We start from the raw sequence: 17,348 nt of genomic DNA on the forward strand, positions 1-17,348 counted from the left end.
TCGACGGAGCCGACGAGACGATGACGCAGAAGAACATGGTTCAGGCGATCAACGAGGCGCTCCGCCTCGAGATGCGCCGCGACGAGCGCGTGGTCGTGATGGGCGAGGACGTCGGCAAGGTCGGCGGCGTCTTCCGCGTGACGCAGGGCCTCTGGGACGAGTTCGGCGACGGGCGCGTGATCGACACGCCGCTCAACGAAGGCGGGATCATCGGCACCGCGATCGGCATGGCGGCGTACGGCATGCGCCCGGTGCCCGAGATCCAGTTCGCGGACTTCATCTATCCCGCGTTCGATCAGATCGTCAGCGAGGCCGCGAAGTCCCGCTATCGCTCGGGCGGCGAGTATCCGTGCCCGATGGTGATCCGCACGCCGTACGGCGGCGGCATCAAGGGCGGCGCGTACCACTCGCAGTCGCCCGAGGCGCTCTTCATCCACACCGCGGGCCTGAAGGTCGTGTGCCCGAGCAATCCCTACGACGCCAAGGGCCTGCTCGCGGCGGCGATCCAGGACGACGATCCGGTGCTCTTCTTCGAGCCGAAGCGCGTGTATCGCGCGGTGAAGATGGACGTGCCGGACGAGGCGTACACGCTGCCCCTCGGCGAGGCGAAGGTGGTGCGCGAAGGAGACTCGCTGACGCTCGTCGCGTGGGGCGCGATGCTCTACGAGGCGCTGAGCGCGGCGGAGCAGGTCGCGGAGCAGGGCATCTCGTGCGAGGTGATCGATCTGCGCACGCTGTGGCCGCTCGACCTCGACACGATCGTGCGCAGCGTCGAGAAGACCGGGCGTATCGTGGTGGTGCACGAGGCGCCGAAGGCGTGCGGGTTCGGCGCGGAGATCCTGCAGCTCGTGAGCGAGAAGTCGTTCCTGCACTTCCAGGCGCCGCCGGCGCGCGTGACGGGCTGGGACACGCCCTTCCCGTACACGCTCGAGAACGAGTACCTGCCGCTCGCGCACCGCATCGTCCCCCAGCTCATCGCCACTGCGAATTACTGAGAGGCAACATGGCTCGCTTCGAGTTCAAGCTTCCCGACATCGGTGAAGGCGTCGCGGAGGGCGAGATCGTCGCCTGGCACGTCAACACCGGCGATCAGGTCAAGGAAGACCAGGCGATGGTCGAGGTGATGACCGACAAGGCGACGGTCACCATCGGCGCGCCGAAGAAGGGCACGATCCTCGAGACGTGCGCGACCGTCGGGCAGGTGATGCCGGTCGGCGCGCTGCTCGTGGTGATCGAGACCGAAGGTGCGGTCGCGGCCGCGCCCGCGAAGGCCGCGCCCGCGCAGCCGCCCGTCGCGGCGAAGCCTGCGCCGGTGGCGCCGAAGGCCGCGCCCGCGCCTGCTGCGGCGCCGGTGCAGAGCGTCGCCGCGCCGAAGAACGAGCCCGCGGCGACGGCGGTGGGCGACATCAAGGACACGCTCCCCGGCGCCGGGTTCTTCGACAAGATCGCGACGCCGGCGAAGAGCTCGAACGGCGCGAACGGACACGCGCACTCGGTGGTCAGCGAGCGCCCGCTCGCGACGCCGGCGACGCGCCAGCTCGCGCGCGAGCTCGAGGTCGATCTGCGCTTCGTGACCGGCACCGGCCCGGGTGGTCGCATCACCAACGAAGACGTGCGCGGGTTCGCGGGCGGCGCGCCCACGCGCACCGTCGAGCCGATCTCGACGCCGGCCCCCGCGGCGCCGGCCCCTGCTGCGAGCGCGAAGGCGCGCGCGCCGATCGCGATCACGCCGCCCGCCGGCACCGAGAAGGCGCTCGAGGAGCGCAAGCCGTTCGTGGGCATGCGCCGGAAGATCGCCGAGCGCATGCAGACGTCGAAGAACACCGCGGCGCACTTCACGTTCGTCGAGGAGTGCGACGTCGCGAAGATCAAGGAGCTGCGCGCGCGCCTGAAGCCCGCGGCCGAGAAGGCGGGCGTGAAGCTCACGTTCCTGCCCTTCATCGTGAAGGCGGTCGTCGCCGCGCTGAAGAAGCACCCCGTGCTCAACAGCGCGCTCGACGAGACCACGAACGAGCTCGTCTATCGCAAGTACTTCCACATCGGCATCGCGGCCTCGACCGATCAGGGCCTGATGGTGCCGGTCGTGAAGGACGCGGATCGCAAGTCGATCCTCGAGATCGCGGCGGAGATCGATCGGCTCGGCGCGGCCGCGAAGAGCGGCGCGATCCAGAGCGCGGATCTGCAGGGCTCGACGTTCACCATCACGTCGCTCGGCACGCAGGGCGGTCTGTTCGCGACGCCGGTGCTCAACTTCCCCGAGGTCGGCATCCTCGGCGTGCACCAGATCAAGCAGAAGCCGGTCGTGCGCGACGGTCAGATCGTGATCGGCGAGATCATGCTGCTCTCGCTCTCGTTCGATCACCGCATCGTCGACGGCCACGTCGGCGCGGCGTTCGCGTACGACATCATCGGGTACCTCGAAGATCCCGATCGGCTCTTCCTCGAGATGGCGTGAGCGCGTCGCGCGTCCTGCCGATCGCCGTCCTCGCGAAGCGCCCGATCACGAGCGGGCTCGCGATCGCGGCGATCGGCGTCACGATCGCGTGGCACGTCGGGGTGCCGATCGACGTCCTCGCGATGACGTCGGACGCGATCGGCCGCGAGCCATGGCGCCTGCTCACGTCGGCGTTGCCTCACGTCGGCGCGCTGCACCTGATCTTCAACGTCTACTGGTTGCTCGCGCTGGGCAGCGTCATCGAGGGCACGTGCGGCGCGCGGGTGATGGGCCCGCTCGTGCTCACCGCAGCGATCGGATCGGCGGCGCTCGAGTGGGCGCTCGCGTCGGGAGGCGTCGGGCTCTCGGGCGTGGTCTACGGGCTCATCGCGTTCGCATGGTTCGCGAGGAGACGTGACGCGTCGCTCGCGGCGGCCGCGGACCCGAGCACGGTGCGGCTCTTCGCGCTGTGGTTCGTGCTCTGCGTCGTGATGACCGCGACCGGCACGATGCGCGTCGGCAACGCGGCGCACGCGGGCGGCGCGATCCTCGGCGCGCTCGCCGGGGCCGCGTGGGGCGTGACCGACGCGCGCCGGCGCGTGTGGATCGCGGGCACGGTCGTGACGACGGCGGCGTTCGTGGTGCTCGGATCCCCGCTCGTGCGTCCGCTCGTGAACCTCGGAGCGATCGGGTACGAGATCGCGGATCGCGCGTACGCGCTCGTCGAGTCCGACCCGGCGCGCGCGATCGCGCTCTACGACGAGGCGATCGAGCGCGACGGCTCGATCGCGAACTGGCACTACAACCGCGGTGTCGCGCTCTTCCTCGCGCGGCGCCGCGACGAGGCGCTCCTCGCGATGGAGCGCGCGCACGCGCTCGACGCGAACGACGAGAGCTTCCGGGCCGGCCTCGCGAGCACGGCGGCGGCGTGCGGGTACGAAGCGGTCGAGCAGGGCCGCACGGCGGAGGCCATCGCGCGGTTCGAGCGCGCGCTCGCCGTCGCGCCGGAAGCCGCCGAGGCGGACGACTGGCGCCTCATGATCGAGCTCGCGCGCGCGAGCGTCGACGGCGATCCGCGGTGAGCGTCGATCGCCGTGACCCGGTTCGCCGGGACGGCGACACGATCACGCGTGGTACGGTCATCGTCGATGACGCTGGCGACGAGCGAGCCGATCGGGGCGCTGCCCGAGGGCACGCGCTTCGGACGCTACCGCACGGTCGCGCGCATCGGCGGCGGTGGGATGGCGGAGGTGTACCTCGCCAGCCTCGTCGGTGAGCTCGGGTTCGCGCAATCGTTTGTGCTCAAACGGATTCTCCCGGAGCTCGCGGGAGACGAGCGCTTCGTCGCGATGCTCGCCGACGAGGCACGGCTCGCCGCGCACGTTCGGCACCGCAGCGTCGCGCAGGTGATCGAGCTCGTCTCGACGCCGGAGCTCGCGATCGTGATGGAGCTCGTCGAGGGCGAGTCGCTCGCGGGGCTCCTGCGCGCGACCGCCGCCGCGGGCGTGCGGCTGCCGGTCCACGTGGTCGCGTACATCGTGGCGGAGATCGCCGCGGGCCTGCACGCCGCGCACACACTGGTCGACGCAGCGGGCGCGCCGATGAACCTCGTGCATCGCGACGTCTCGCCGTCGAACGTGATGATCGCGATCGACGGCAGCGTGAAGCTGCTCGACTTCGGGGTCGCCGCGGCGGAAGGACGGCTCGCGCGCACCCGCACCGGCGAGCTCAAGGGCAAGCTCGCATACACCGCGCCCGAGGCGCTCGACGGCGGGCGGCCCGATCCGCGGTGGGACGTGTTCTCGCTCGGGTGCGTGCTGTGGGAAGGGCTCACCGGCGAGCGGCTCTTCAAGCGCGAGTCGGAGGCGGCGACGATCCGCGCGGTGCTCGATGGCGAGATCCCCGCGCCGGGGATCGCACCGGCGCTCGATCGCGCGTGCCTCGCGGCGCTGGCGCGTGATCCCGCGGCGCGCACCACGAGCATGGCGGAGCTGCGCGCGCAGCTGCTGCCCTTCGTCACGTCGAGCAGCGCCGACGACGCGGCCACGCTGCTGCGCGCGCGCTGCCACGCGCGCCTCGACGCGATGGCGGCGCTGCGGCGCGGCGCGGACACTTCGTTCGCGCCGGTGCTCGCCGAGGGCGAGTCGCGGGTGCGCGTCACGCGATCGATGCGCGGGCGCTCGAATCGCCCGTGCGTCGTCGCGGGCCTCGCGGTGGTCGCGCTCGCGGCGGTGGGCGGCGTCATCGCAGCGCGCTCGGGCGGCGATGTCGATGAGCCGATCGCACCGATTGCGACGAGTGTCGTGGTGCCGCCGCCGATCGCGCAGAGCGCCAGTCCGGTGCATGCCAGTCCGCCGGCGGAGCGTGCCAGTCCCGCGGAACAGCACGAGAGTCCGGCGCCGGTGCGATCGATTCGAGTCAGCAGCACGCCGCGCGCCGAGGTGCGCGAGGGTGACGTCGTGCTCGGACGCACTCCGCTCTCGCTCGACGTCGCGACCCCGCGCGAGATCACGCTCCACGAGCCGCGCTTCCGGCCGGCGCGCGTGCGGCTCTCGCCGTCGTCGCCGGAGTCCGTGGAGGTCACGCTCTCGCGCGCCCGTCGTGGCCAATCCCGCGACGACTACGATCTCTGGGACTAGAAGAGCACTCGCAGCTCGGTCGCCGCGGGGTCGCTCTCGCCCTCCGCGTTCTCCTGCACCTCGATCTCGCCGAGCACGTTCAGACCGAGATCCCAGGTCTCTTCGTTCGCGAATCGAATCGCGTACTCCGCACGATCACGCACGGTCTCGGAGCGCGACGGCACCCAGAGCGCGACTCGATACGTGCCCGGTGCGATCGACGCGGGCAGTCCGATGCGCGCGTCGAGCATGTGCGTCTGTCCCGGCACGAAGCGCCGCACGTCGGTGCCCGGCAGCTCGACCTCGTGGCGCACGCCGGGCCCGTCGATCACGAGCCACACCTCGCGACGATTGATCGGAGCCGCGAACCCCCGGTTCTGGAATTGCGCGCGAAGTCGGAACGAGCCGCCGGGTCGGATCGCGTCGGGGATCTCCGCCGCGTCGAGCACGAATCGATATCCGAGCCGCGACTGGATCTCGCCCATGCACCCTTCGGCCTCGAGCGCGTCGAGGACCGCGGTGTTGTAGTCGTCGCTCAGGAACGTGTAGTGGAAGAGCCCGAGCTCGGAGAGCGCAGTCGTGCAGTTGGTGCGCGCCGAGAGCAGACACATCGAGCCGCCGACCGGCACGAACGGCGACTCCGACTCCATGTAGTCGCGCCAGCGATCCACCGCGCCGGCGAACGTGCCGAGATCGTCCTCGCTGCCGAGGAAGCACTCGTTGTGGTGCCCCACGCGCGCTGCGTACGTGTCGGACCACGCGGCCCCGACCGCGATCGGATCTCCGTACATGTCGCTCTTGAGCTCGGGGCGACGCACCAGCGCGGTGCGCTCTTCGAGCGCGTCGAGCAGCGCCTCGACGACCGCGCGCTGCTGCGGCGGGCCCTCGTTGCCGTTGCTCGACTCGCGCCACTCGCCGTAGACGCCGATGAAGCCCGCCTCGATCGTCGCGATCACGTCGGCGTTGCGCGAGAGCACGCCGCGGAGCTGCTCGATGTGCGAGAGGATCCGCGAGAGCGTGGCGTCGGCGCCGGCATCGCTCTCGTTGTACGCGAAGCGCAGCACGACCGACGCGCCCGACTCGCGCACCTCGCCGAGCCCGCGCTCGAGCGCATCGAGGAACGTCGTCGGCAGATCGGTCTCGCGATAGGGCTCGAGCAGGACGAGATCGTAGGTGAGCGTCACGCCGCGCTCGACCGCGAGGAAGTCGGCGTTGGTGAGCGTCGTGAGATCGGCGCCCACGAAGAAGCCGCGCTCGGGGTTGAGGATCGGGGTCGTGATCTCGGTGAAGCTGCGCGCGCGCGCCGGCGCGTCGCCGGTCACGCCGGCGTCGTCGCTCTGCCCACCGTCCGCGCCCGTTCGCGCGCACACGTCCGCGATGCACTCGTAGCCGCTCGGACAAGGGCACGAGCGACCTTCGATGCGAGGTGCATCGAAGGTGCACGACGCCGTCGTGCCGAGCGCGAGGAGGCACGCGACGCGCAGATCAGAAACGAAGCTCGACGCCCTGCTCCGAGATGCGCGCTCGATCGCCATCGCTCGATCCTCCACTCGAGAGCTCCACGATCAACCAGATCGTCCCCGTGACGAGGAGCCCGGCGCCCACCGCCCATGCGACCGTCGCGCCGAGCCCGAGATCGTTGGCGCGTGCGTGGGCATCGGCGGCATCGCGGCCCGACCTCGTCACGTCCTGCGACTGCGCGTCGGCATCGAAGGCGAGCGCCGTGAGCGCACCGCCCACCGCGAGCCCCGCGATGCCCACACCGCCGAGGACGAAGGGCACCGGCGTCAGGCTCGGGCCCGATGGCTCCGCGACGATCGGCGCCGGCGCCGGCTCGGGCTCGAGGGGCACCGCGGCGGCCGCGGCGCGCGCCTCTTCTTCTCTCTGCCGCGCGCGTGCGCTCTCCTCGCGCACCACCGCGAGCCGCTCCTCGACGCGTTGTCGCTGCGCGCGATCGCGGATCGACGCGAGGTACACGAGGTACGCGCGCTCCGCGTCGTCCCAGCGCTCGAGGCGCTCGTAGCAGCGACCGAGGTTGAACTGGAACGCGGCGGTCGGGCGCACCGAGATCGCCTCTTCGAGCAGCTGCGCCGCGGCCTCGTAGCGACCTTCGTCGTACGCGATCTCGGCGGCGTGGAAGAGCGTGTCGGCGCGTGAGCGCGCGCGACGGTCCCGCTGTGCCTCGGCGGTCGGAACGACCAGGAGCAGCAGTGCGAGCGCGACCAAGAAAGGCATGCCTGCGGGCACGTTAGCACGAGCCACGGCGCCCACGTGGGCATCGAGCGCGCCCTCGCGATGCCCACTGCGCATCGAGGTCGCGACCCGCGATGCCCACCCCCCGCGCGCTCCGATCGCGGCGATCGGAGATGGCACGCGCGCTGCTCAAGGGACGACGCAGGAGGTCACGATGACGACGCGCACGACACGCACGCTCGCTCGACTGAAGGACGACGCGCGCGGTGGAGTGTTCGTCGAGTACCTCTTCGCCGTGGGCACCTTCGCGCTGGTCGCCGCGCTCGCCGCGGTGAGCCTGGGCGAGCCGATGCTGCGCGCGTATCGCTTCACGCGCGCGCTGCTCCTGTTGCCCTTCCCCTGACGCCAGCGTGGCAGTCGCCGACTGGCTCGCTCGCGCGCTCTCCCGAGCGTCGCGTCTCGGTAGTCGTGTGCTCTCAACTCGATGGAGGACGATCCCATGAAGACCCGCAACATCACCTCGCGCTCGCGCTCGTTCCGCTCGCTCCACAAGGACGTCGAAGGCGCCGGGTTCACCGAGTACATCCTGATCGTCGGCCTCGTCGTCATCGCCGGCATCGCGGCGTGGACCGCGTTCGGCGATCAGATCGTCGCGGTGCTCGAGTCGCAGACCGAGCAGATCGGCGCGGCGGGCGGCGGAGGCGCGTGATGATCACGACGGGCACGGTCGCCGCGATCGCGGCGACCCTCGTCGCGGCCCTCGGCGCGTGGACCGACGCGCGCACCGGGCGCATCCCGAACGCGATCACGCTGCCCGCGCTGGGCCTCGCGCTGATCGCCCACGGCATCGCCGGCGGCGCGGACGCGCTGCTCACCGCGGCGCTCGGGACGGTCGCGGCGGGGCTCGTGCCCTACCTGCTCTTCCGCAAGGGCGCGATGGGCGGCGGCGACGTGAAGCTCTTCGCCGCGCTCGGCGCGATGCTCGGCCCGAGCGCGGGCGTCGAGGCCCAGTGGTGGGCGTTCGTCGTCGGCATGCTCTACGTGCTCGGGCGTCAGGCCTACGAAGGGACGCTCGGACGAATGCTGATGCGCACGGCGCGCGTCGCGGTGCGCGCGGTGGTGCGCAGCGACGAAGAGCGCGAGGACGAGACGCGCACCAGCGTGCGGCTCGGGCCCGCGATCCTCTGCGGGCTGGTGCTCGCACTCGTGACCTGAGCGGACCCTCCGAGGAGAGCAGGAAAGACGAGGAACACCACGTCGACTCCGCTCTCCTCGTTCCCGTGTTCGCCAGACGTGCCCGACTCCGGGGGAATTTTTGAGGAGAGCAGGAGGGGTAGGAATACTACGTCGAATCGGCTCTCCGTTTTCCCGCCTTCGCCAGAAGAGCTCGACTCGAGAGCTGGGCACTGGCTCTCGCACGGCCCAGAAACCTCGACTCGAGCGCACCCCGAGGGCCTTGAGATCCCAGGAAGACCACACGACGTGGTCCCTCCTTCTCTCCTGCTCTCCTCGAAGATCCGTTCGAACGCTTTTCTGAGCACAGCACGAATCAGGAAGACCACACGACGTGGTCCCTCCTTCTCCTCCTGCTCTCCTCAGAAATTCGCTCGAATCATTTTCTGAGCACGTGGTCTCTCGTTCTCTTTCCTGCTCTCCGCGGAGGCTTCGAGCATGCGAGTCCGACACGACGAGCGAGGCGCGGTGTACGCCGAGATCGCGATCGCGATCCTGCCGCTCTTCACGCTGGTGATGGGCGTCGCGCAGCTCGCGCTGATCGCGCAGGCGTCGCTCGTGGTGCGCCACGCGGCGCAGAGCGCGGTGCGCAGCGCGGTGGTCGTGCTCGACGACGACGAGTCGTACTACGGCGGATCGCCGCGCTTGATGATCGAGGACGACGCGCCGCCGGGCGCGCTCACCGCGGTGGTCACCGCGATGTCGGGCTCGCCGGGCGGACTGCCCGCAGCGAGCCGCCTCGGCACCATCCGCACCGCTGCGTTCCGGCCGCTGCTCGGCATCGCGCCCGGGCCCTCGCAGGTCGCGTCGGGCCGCGCGGCACGCAGCATCCGCCACGCGATCGGCGGGGCCTCGAACGACCGCCTCGCGTTCGCGGTGATCTATCTGGATGCCGCCGCGGCGGTGACGTTCCCCGAGACGCCGGGCTCGTCGTCGCTCCGCACGAGCTTCGCGCCCGACGAGCCGATCACGGCGCGCGTGACGATGGCGTATCCGTGCCTCGTGCCGCTCGTCGCGGAGCTGCTCTGCGACGAGTTCGATGCGCTCGACACCAGCGATCTCTCGTACGCCGCGCGCCCCGGCGCGCTCTCCGGCGTGCTCGACGGGAACGTTCGATATCGACTGATCCAGGCCGAGGCGACGCTCACGAACCAAGGCGCGCCCTACCCGTATCCCTGAGGAGCCAGCGATGAAATCGTGTTTCTCGGACACTCGCGGCGCGATCACGGTGCTCGGGCTCTTCGCGGCGCTGGTCGCGACCGGGCTCGTCTTCTACGTGGTCGGGGTCGGCGAGGCGATCCGTCATCGCGAGACGATGCAGGACGCGGCCGATGCGAGCGCGTTCGCTGCCGCGGTGCTTCATGCGCGCGGGATGAACCTGCTCGTGCTGGTGAACCTCGTGATGGCGGGCGCGCTCGCGGTGCTCGTCATGCTCAAGGTGCTGATCACCATCGTGGCGGTGGCGATCGCGATCGTGCTCGCGCTCGCGATCCCGACGTTCGGCGCGTCGCTGGTCGCGCTCGCGCCGCTGACCACCGTGCAGACCGCGCTCTTCCAGGCCGAGGCCGCGCTGCGCGGGCCGGTGTTCGCGGTGCTGCGCATCGGCAATCGCACCGCCGCCGCGATCCGACGCGCCGTTCCCGCGGCCGCGTGGGCGCGCGCGAACGCGGTGATCCAGGACGACGCGTTCGACGACATCCCCGAGACCGCGGTGCCGCTCCCGCCGCGCATCGAGCTGCCCACCGAGGACGACGACTTCGAGCGTCTCTGCGGTCGCGCCGGTCGCGTGGTGGGCGAGATCGTGATGCTGCCCTTCGACAAGATCGGTGTGCTGCCCGACGCGGTGCAGGACGCGATCGGCGATGCGATCGAAGCGCTGGTCGCGGCGTTCTCGCCGTGGTTCTGCGGCGCGGGCGAGGGCGGCGTGCCGCCGAACCTCACGTACTCGGTGGAGCGCTGGATCCCGTCGATCGAGAGCACGTCGGAGTGCCTCGGATCGCAGCTCACGTCGGGCTGTCTCGACGCCGGCGACGCGGAGCTGAACGCGCTCTTCGATCAGACCACCGGCGCGTGCCCGGCCGAGGGCGCAGCGGGCCACGACGACTGCCTCACGCGCGCGGAGGACGCGCGCCACGAGTGCCGCACCACGCCGGGCATCCAGTCGTACGTCTATCAGCTCGAGCGACGACGCCGCGCCTACTGGGCCGAGGACGGACGGGTGCGCCACACCGACGACGATCTCGCGCTCGACTCCGACGATCCGCGCGACCACGACGAGGTGCTCTCGTCCGAGCGCAGCGAACGCGACGAGCGCCTCTGCGACGGTCGATGGAGCGAAGATCCGCGCGGACCGGCGTGTGTGATCACCGAGGTGCCGCGCTTCACCGCGGGCATGCTCCCGGGCTCGCGCGACTCGGCGCGGGTGATCGAGATCGAGGTCGTGCGGCACGTGCACGCCTGCCTCGTCGAAGAGGAGCAGACGCTGATCGAGCAGGACCCCGGGATGCTCGAGGACCGCACCGGGATGGCGTCGCAGCGCGTCGCGTTCGAGAGCGGCGGGTTCGACGTCGAGCTCGGCGGCGAGCCGTTCCAGACGCGCATCCTGGTGATGGGCGAGACGCCCTCGGATCGTGCGGCGCGCGGCGTCGCGGTGGCGGGCGGTGGGAGCCTCGAGGCGGGCGGCGATCTGCCGCTCGCGGATCTCGGTCGCATGTCGATCGCGCAGGCCGAGATGTACTACCCGTCGACCGATCTCGCGGATCGCCCCGACTGGATGTGGAACATGCGGTGGCGCGCCCGGATGCGGCGGGTGCACGTGCCCGCGATCGGCATGCTCGACTCGGCGTGCTCCGCGGTGCCCGGGCTCGACTGCACCGCGGTGCTCGGTCCGCTGCAGGCCTGGGGCACGATCATCGCTCACTGATTCTCCCGGGGGAGGCTGCGCGCCTCCCCTCTCGACCCCTCGAGCTGCGCGTGGGTCCCCACCCACTTGCGCTTCACCGGAGATGCAACGCTGTGGATCTCGAGGTTGCAGATGCGAGCGTGCGCCGCCTACTCTGTCCGCAGTGTGGGCTCCGCGATCGACGCGGCCGCACGCAACGGATGGCGTGGGACGAGGAAGTCACCGCCGAGGCGGGAACGGAAGCGATCGCGACGGCGGGCCCCGAGCTCTCGCTGGTGCACGTGCACGGGCCGGGGCTCTCGAGCGCGGTCACGATGCCGCTGCTCGATGCGCTGGTGATCGGGCGCGCGCGCGAGCCGGGTGTCTACGCGATCCCCGATGCGCGCATCTCGCGCAAGCACGTGCGGCTGCTGCCCGAGGGTGAACGGGTCCGCGTCGAGGACACGAGCACCAACGGCACGTTCGTGATGGGCGCCCGCGTGCAGCGCGCGATCGCGGGCGATGGCGACGTGATCCGCGCGGGCGACTCGCTCTTCGTGGTGCGGCTCCGCGCGCGCGGCGCGATCGACGCGAGCGTCGCGGCGCTGCTCGGCACCGCACCGAGCATGCAGCGGCTGCGCGGCGCGATCCGCACGGTCGCGCCGCACGACGTACCGATCCTGGTGCTCGGCGAGAGCGGCACCGGCAAGGAGCTCGTCGCGCGCGCGCTGCACGACGCGAGTGGGCGCAGCGGCGCGTTCGTCGCGCTCAACTGCGGCGCGATCCCCGAGGCGCTCGCGGAGAGCCAGCTCTTCGGGCACGTCGCGGGCGCGTTCACCGGCGCGCGCAGCGACTTCCCGGGCGTGCTGCGACAGGCCCACGGAGGCACGCTCTTCCTCGACGAGATCGGCGAGATGCCGCTCGCGATCCAGGCGAAGCTGCTGCGCGCGCTCGAAGAGCGCGTGGTGACGCCGGTCGGGTCGACCAAGACGTTCGCGGCGCAGGCGACGATCGTCGCGGCGACGCATCGCGATCTGCGCGCGGCCGTCGACGAGGGGCGCTTCCGCGGCGACCTCTACTCGCGGCTCGCCGGCGTGGTGCTGCGTACGCCGCCGCTGCGCGAGCGTCGCGAGGACGTGCTCGCGCTGGTGGAGCGCACGCTCGGCCGGACGACGTCGGAGCTCGACACCGACCTCGCGGAGGCGCTGCTGCTCCACCCGTGGCCGTTCAACGTGCGCGAGCTGCTCCGCGTCGCGACCGAGCTGCGCATCCGCGCGGCCGAGGGCCCGCTCACGCTCGCGACGATCGCCGATCGCCTCGACGTGCCCTCGCTCTCCGCGCGTCGCGTCGCGGTGAGCACGGCGACGACGATGGAGAGCGAGGTGGTGGTGCTCGTCGAGCCCGCGACCCCGACGATCGTGCCGAGCCCGCCCGCGATCGCGGCGCCGCCGCCGCGCAAGAAGAAGTCGCGTCCCCAGCGCCCGCCGCCCGATCGTGAAGAGCTCGCAGGCCTCGTCGAGGAGCACGGCACCAACGTGTCGCGCATCGCGCGCGCGCTCGGATACTCGCGACGTCAGACCCGGCGATTCCTGATCACCGGCGGCTGGATGAGCGAGAGCGACCCCGACGTGGACTGATCGCCGACGCGCGCTCGCGCGGGAGAACATTCAACCGCAGAGGGCCACGGAGGGCCGCAGAGATCGGAGAAGAGAAAAGACCGTTCTCCTCTCTCTCCTCCGCGGCCCTCTGCGTCCTCTGTGGTTGATTCTTCCTCTTCGGCACGATCAGTCGTCGATCATCGTCGCCCCCTCGAAGACCGCGTCGTCCTGCTCGCGTGAGCGCGCGACGTGCTCGACGATCGCCGCGAGCTGCGCTGCTTCGTCGCCGCGCAGTGCGGTGTCGACGATCTCCGCGACCTCGCGCGCGCTCCCGGGACGTGACGCGGGATCGCGCTGCAGCATCGCGGTCACGAGCGCCGCGATCGACGCGGGCACGTGCGCGGGCAGCGGCGGGATCTCGGCGCGCACCACGAGGCGGCGCAGCTCCGCCGGGCTCGGCGCGGCGAAGAGCTTCCGCTCCGAGAGCAGCTCGTGCAGCACCACGCCGAGCGAGAAGACATCGCTGCGCGCGTCGAGCCGCGCGCCCGCGGCCTGCTCGGGCGACATGTACGAGAGCTTGCCCTTGAGCACCCCGAGGCGCGTCTGGGTCGCGCGCTCGCGCGTCTTCGCGATGCCGAAGTCGATCACGCGCGCGTGCCCGTCGCGCGCGAGCAGCACGTTCGACGGGCTCACGTCGCGGTGCACCAGACCGAGCGGCACGCCGCGCTCGTCGCACGCTTCGTGCGCCGCATGGAGCCCGCGCGCCGCGCCTGCGATCACGTGGAGCCGCACCGCGATCGGCACCACGACGCGCGCGAGCGCGCCGAGCAGATCGCGCACCGAGACTCCATCGACGTGCTCCATCACGAGGAACGCACGCCCTGCGTCCACGCCCGCACCGAGCACCGACGCGACGTTGGGATGACGCACCCGCGTCGCCGCGCGTGCCTCGTGCTCGAGCTCGCGCTGCACCACCGCGAGATCGGCGGCGATCACCTTGAGCGCGACGAGCGCGCCGCTCGATCGCTCGCGCGCGAGATAGACGTCGGCCATGCCACCACGCGCGAGATGACGCTCGACGACGAAGTCGCCGAGCGTCGCGCCGGGATCGAGCCGATCGTGCACCCGACGATTCTACAGACAACCGTTCTCCAAGATGCTCGTGAGCCCGGTGTTGCGCTCGCTGTAGCACCACGCGAGCACGATCCGATCGTTGGGCCCGAGGTTGCGCACGAGCTGGCGGATCCGGTTCCCGATCGCGCGCTGCGAGAGCCGCGACGCGTCCTCGACGACGACGCCCGGCGTGCCCGACCACCGCGCTCGATCCTCGTCGAGGAATTGTCGCTCGTGGATCCCGCTCGCACCGCTCGCGGGCATGCCGTTGCTGCGACACGCGCCCGGGCCCTCGCCGTCCTCCGAGCCGTGCGTGCCGCTGAGCACGTAGGTGCGGCCCGGAGAGCCGTCGACGATGTCCTCGAAGTCCGATTGATCGATCGGGATCGTCGAGACCCAGACGCTCGGACCACCGCCGTTGCGCGTCGGCACCGAGTAGAAGTTCGGCTGCCCCGGGTGATGCCCGATCGCCGCGGGGTTGTAGTAGTCGCTCACGGTCGGCACCGGTTGGCCGTGCGAGCCGTTCGCCGGTCGATTGCGCGGGTTCCGGCGATCGCGCGCGCTGCAGACCATCTCTTCCGCGCCGGCATCGGGCGCACCACGATCGACCCCGGCGTCGCGGCCGCGATCCCGGGTGCCGCCGCGATCGCGATCCCGATCCCGATCGCGATCACGATCTCGGTCACGACGACGATCGGGATCGGGAACGCCGGGCGGGACGAACGCCCCGTCGACGTCGAAGTCGCCGAGGCCGTCGTCGAGCCCTGCGACCGCCGAGTCGTCGAGATCGCCGGCGTCGCCGACGAACGTCTCGCGCGACACGAGGCCGAGCGAGCCCATCGTGGTCACGCCTGCGATCGCGACGAACGCGGTGAGGATCATCTGCTGCGCGCTCATCGCGCCGCGCGCGTCACGCCGGAGCGAGCGCGGCTTCGTGTCGTGGGTGTCCATCGCCGTCGCTCCGAGCAGCGGGCGTGCCGCCCGATCGGTGCGTCCCGCGGGCCCATGCGCATGCGCATCGCGGCGGGCATCGGCGATGCGCATGCGCATGACCCCTGGGCATGCGTGCGTCGGCGCGGCATCCTCGCGGCGCATGAGCGTCGCGGAGGGCTCCGAGGTCGGGGCGATCGTCGGGCCCTACCGCGTGCTGCGTCCGATCGCGTCGGGCGGCATGGGCCGCGTCTACCTCGCGCGACACGTCGAGCTCGGGCGCCTCGCCGCGCTGAAGTTCCTCGCGCGCACCCTCGCAGGCTCGGGGCGCGCGCGTGCGCAGTTCACGTTCGAGGCGCGCGCGACCGCGTCGCTCTCGCACCCGAACGTCATCACGGTCTACGACGTCGGCGAGCACGGCGGGCGTCCCTACGTCGCGCTCGAGTACGTGCACGGCCGGACGCTGCACCAGCTGCTGCGCGCCGATCCTCCGAGCATCGGGCGCGCGGCGCAGCTCGCGGAGGGCATCGCGCGCGCGATCGCGGCGGCGCACGAGGTCGGGCTGCTGCATCGCGATCTGAAGCCGAGCAACGTGGTCGTGGGACACGACGATCGGGTGCGCGTGCTCGACTTCGGCATCGCGCGACTGGTCGAGGAAGACGGCCCGGTCGCGCCCGACGATCTCACACGCTTCGATCTGCGTCCCTCGGCGATCGCGCGGTCGGCGGACGCGTCGGTCGCGGGCACGCCGGCGTACATGGCGCCCGAGCAGTGGGAAGGCCGCGACGCGCGGGGCACCGACTCCTGGGCGATCGGGCTCGTGCTCTACGAGATGCTCGCGCGGAAGCAGCCGCTCGCGGGGCTCGATCCCATCGCGCTGATGGCGCGCCTCGACGGCGAGCAGCCCTTCCCTCCGCTGCCGTCGCGCGTGCCCGCGGAGCTCTCGGCGCTGGTGCTCGGCTGCCTCTCGCGCGACCCCGACGCGCGCCCGAGCGCGGCGGAGATCGCGACCGAGCTGGCGCGCCTCGCACCGATGCTCGCGACCCGCGAGCCCTATCGCGGCCTCGCGCCCTACGAGCGCCGCGACGCCGAGGTCTTCCGCGGGCGCGAGCGTGAGATCGACGAGCTCGTCGCGCGCGTCGAGCGCGAGCCGCTGGTGCGCATCGTCGGTGCTGCGGGCGTGGGCAAGACCTCGTTGGTGCGTGCCGGGCTCGTGCCGCGGCTCGAGCGCACCCAGCGATGGCACGTGCTCGTGGTCCAGCCGGGGCCGAGCCCGTTCGCGAGCATCGCCCGCGCGATCGTCGATGCGTCCGAGGGCGTGCCCGCGGCGCGCGACGATCGCGACCTCGAGGCGCGGCTGCGCACCTCCCCGGGCGCGCTCGGCCTCGCGCTCGGGCGGCTCGCGACGGCGCTGCGCAAGCGCGTGCTGCTGGTGATCGATCCGCTCGACGATCCCACGAGCGAGCGCGACGAGACGCGCCTGCTCGGCGCGGCGGTGGCGCGCGCGGTGGGCGATCCCGCGGAGCCGGTGCGCATCGTGGTGGTCGCGCGCGACGAGACGATCACGGGTGACGTGAGCACCGCGACGACGCGCGTCCGACCGCTCGCGGGGGCGGCGCTGCACGAGGCGATCACGCGCTCGCTCGATCGCGCCGACGTGGAGGACGCGACCGTCGTGGACGTGCTGGTCGAGGAGACGAGCGCGGCGCCGGGTGGCGCGAGCCTGCCGATCGTTTCGTTGGTGCTCCAACGATTGTGGGAGCGCCGCGAAGGCGCGCGGCTCACGCGCGCGGACTACGATGCGATCGGAGGCGCGGTCGGCGCGCTCGCCGCGCACGCCGAGGAGTGGGTCGCGCAGCTCTCCGAGGCCGATGTCGGGCTCGCGCGCGCCGTGCTGCGACGGACCGCGGACGCCGGCGTGATCGCACGCGACAGGCTCGTCGCGGGGCTCGGGGATTCGGCGGGCGCGCTCGTGGAGCGCCTGGTCGACGAGCGCATCCTCGCGCGCGACGGCGAGACGATCACGCTCGCGCACCCCGGGCTCGTCCGCGCCTGGCCTCGGCTCGCCGAGTGGATCGCGACGCAGCCCGACGTGCACCGCACCGTGCTCGCGGCGGCGGAGCGCTGGGCGCGCAGTGGCCGTGCGCGCGCGCTGCTCCTCACGCGCCACGAGCTCGACGAGCTCGCCGCGGCCGGAGGCGCGCCGCCTGCGTGGCCGGAGGACGCACGCGCGCTGGTGCGTGCCTCCGAGGACACGCTCCGCGCGCGTCGTGTGATCACGATCGCGATCGGTGTGTCGATCGCGATCGTGATCACGATGGTGATCGCGCTGAGCCGCTAGGCAGCCG

The 17,348-nt window shown here is 71.9% G+C and carries 15 protein-coding genes; 11 read left to right on the forward strand and 4 right to left on the reverse strand.

What is annotated here, in order from left to right:
- Nucleotides 1-20 precede the first annotated feature (20 nt).
- The 4 genes from I5071_RS28370 (at nucleotide 21) to I5071_RS28385 (ending at nucleotide 5,073) form a co-directional block, all read left to right on the forward strand.
- On the forward strand, nucleotides 21-995 hold the full coding sequence (locus tag I5071_RS28370; RefSeq protein ID WP_236607689.1) for an alpha-ketoacid dehydrogenase subunit beta: 975 nt from the start codon (nucleotides 21-23) through the stop codon (nucleotides 993-995).
- An 8-nt stretch (nucleotides 996-1,003) separates the two neighbouring features.
- Nucleotides 1,004-2,455: a dihydrolipoamide acetyltransferase family protein gene (locus tag I5071_RS28375; protein WP_236516152.1), complete on the forward strand. Its 1,452-nt coding sequence runs from the start codon at nucleotides 1,004-1,006 to the stop codon at nucleotides 2,453-2,455.
- Complete coding sequence (locus I5071_RS28380) at nucleotides 2,452-3,516, forward strand: rhomboid family intramembrane serine protease (protein ID WP_236516154.1); 1,065 nt, start codon at nucleotides 2,452-2,454, stop codon at nucleotides 3,514-3,516. Before I5071_RS28375 ends, I5071_RS28380 begins: the two co-directional genes overlap by 4 nt.
- 66 nt (nucleotides 3,517-3,582) lie before the next feature.
- Nucleotides 3,583-5,073, forward strand: a complete 1,491-nt coding sequence (locus I5071_RS28385) for a serine/threonine-protein kinase (RefSeq protein ID WP_236516155.1) — start codon at nucleotides 3,583-3,585, stop codon at nucleotides 5,071-5,073.
- Here I5071_RS28385 and I5071_RS28390 read toward each other — a convergent pair.
- Both I5071_RS28390 and I5071_RS28395 read right to left on the reverse strand, forming a co-directional pair.
- Nucleotides 5,070-6,587, reverse strand: a complete 1,518-nt coding sequence (locus I5071_RS28390; RefSeq protein ID WP_236516157.1) for a DUF4832 domain-containing protein — start codon at nucleotides 6,585-6,587, stop codon at nucleotides 5,070-5,072. The two genes, I5071_RS28385 and I5071_RS28390, sit on opposite strands and share 4 nt — an antisense overlap.
- On the reverse strand, nucleotides 6,538-7,287 hold the full coding sequence (locus I5071_RS28395; RefSeq protein WP_236516159.1) for a tetratricopeptide repeat protein: 750 nt from the start codon (nucleotides 7,285-7,287) through the stop codon (nucleotides 6,538-6,540). Before I5071_RS28395 ends, I5071_RS28390 begins: the two co-directional genes overlap by 50 nt.
- Before the next feature lie 172 nt (nucleotides 7,288-7,459).
- On the opposite strand from I5071_RS28395, the gene I5071_RS28400 reads away from it, so the two are divergent.
- The 6 genes from I5071_RS28400 to I5071_RS28425 all read left to right on the forward strand — a co-directional run bounded on the left by I5071_RS28400 (nucleotide 7,460) and on the right by I5071_RS28425 (nucleotide 12,996).
- Entirely contained in the window at nucleotides 7,460-7,648 is a 189-nt protein-coding gene (locus tag I5071_RS28400) for a hypothetical protein (RefSeq protein ID WP_236516160.1), read from the forward strand.
- A 96-nt stretch (nucleotides 7,649-7,744) separates the two neighbouring features.
- Nucleotides 7,745-7,954, forward strand: coding sequence for a Flp family type IVb pilin (locus tag I5071_RS28405; RefSeq protein WP_236516162.1), 210 nt, complete (start codon nucleotides 7,745-7,747; stop codon nucleotides 7,952-7,954).
- Nucleotides 7,954-8,460, forward strand: a complete 507-nt coding sequence (locus tag I5071_RS28410) for an A24 family peptidase (protein ID WP_236516163.1) — start codon at nucleotides 7,954-7,956, stop codon at nucleotides 8,458-8,460. The genes I5071_RS28405 and I5071_RS28410 overlap by 1 nt, the downstream gene beginning before the upstream one ends.
- A gap of 456 nt (nucleotides 8,461-8,916) precedes the next feature.
- Nucleotides 8,917-9,657 carry a TadE/TadG family type IV pilus assembly protein gene (locus tag I5071_RS28415; protein ID WP_236516165.1) on the forward strand — a complete coding sequence of 247 codons (741 nt, stop codon included), beginning with the start codon at nucleotides 8,917-8,919 and terminating at the stop codon, nucleotides 9,655-9,657.
- Between the two features lie 10 nt (nucleotides 9,658-9,667).
- A complete protein-coding gene (locus I5071_RS28420) occupies nucleotides 9,668-11,401 on the forward strand; it encodes a hypothetical protein (protein WP_236516167.1) in 1,734 nt (577 codons plus the stop codon).
- Nucleotides 11,402-11,580: 179 nt separating this feature from the next.
- Nucleotides 11,581-12,996 carry a sigma 54-interacting transcriptional regulator gene (locus I5071_RS28425; RefSeq protein WP_236516178.1) on the forward strand — a complete coding sequence of 472 codons (1,416 nt, stop codon included), beginning with the start codon at nucleotides 11,581-11,583 and terminating at the stop codon, nucleotides 12,994-12,996.
- A gap of 147 nt (nucleotides 12,997-13,143) precedes the next feature.
- On the opposite strand, the gene I5071_RS28430 is transcribed toward I5071_RS28425, so the two are convergent.
- Nucleotides 13,144-14,082, reverse strand: coding sequence for a serine/threonine-protein kinase (locus I5071_RS28430; RefSeq protein ID WP_236516179.1), 939 nt, complete (start codon nucleotides 14,080-14,082; stop codon nucleotides 13,144-13,146).
- 9 nt (nucleotides 14,083-14,091) lie between these two features.
- Nucleotides 14,092-15,021 carry a hypothetical protein gene (locus I5071_RS28435; protein ID WP_236516181.1) on the reverse strand — a complete coding sequence of 310 codons (930 nt, stop codon included), beginning with the start codon at nucleotides 15,019-15,021 and terminating at the stop codon, nucleotides 14,092-14,094.
- Between the two features lie 142 nt (nucleotides 15,022-15,163).
- Between I5071_RS28435 and I5071_RS28440 the strand changes: the two genes are divergently transcribed.
- A complete protein-coding gene (locus tag I5071_RS28440; protein WP_236516183.1) occupies nucleotides 15,164-17,341 on the forward strand; it encodes a serine/threonine-protein kinase in 2,178 nt (725 codons plus the stop codon).
- Nucleotides 17,342-17,348: the final 7 nt, after the last annotated feature.

Source organism: Sandaracinus amylolyticus (assembly GCF_021631985.1).
Taxonomy (GTDB): Bacteria; Myxococcota_A; Polyangia; order Polyangiales; family Sandaracinaceae; genus Sandaracinus; species Sandaracinus amylolyticus_A.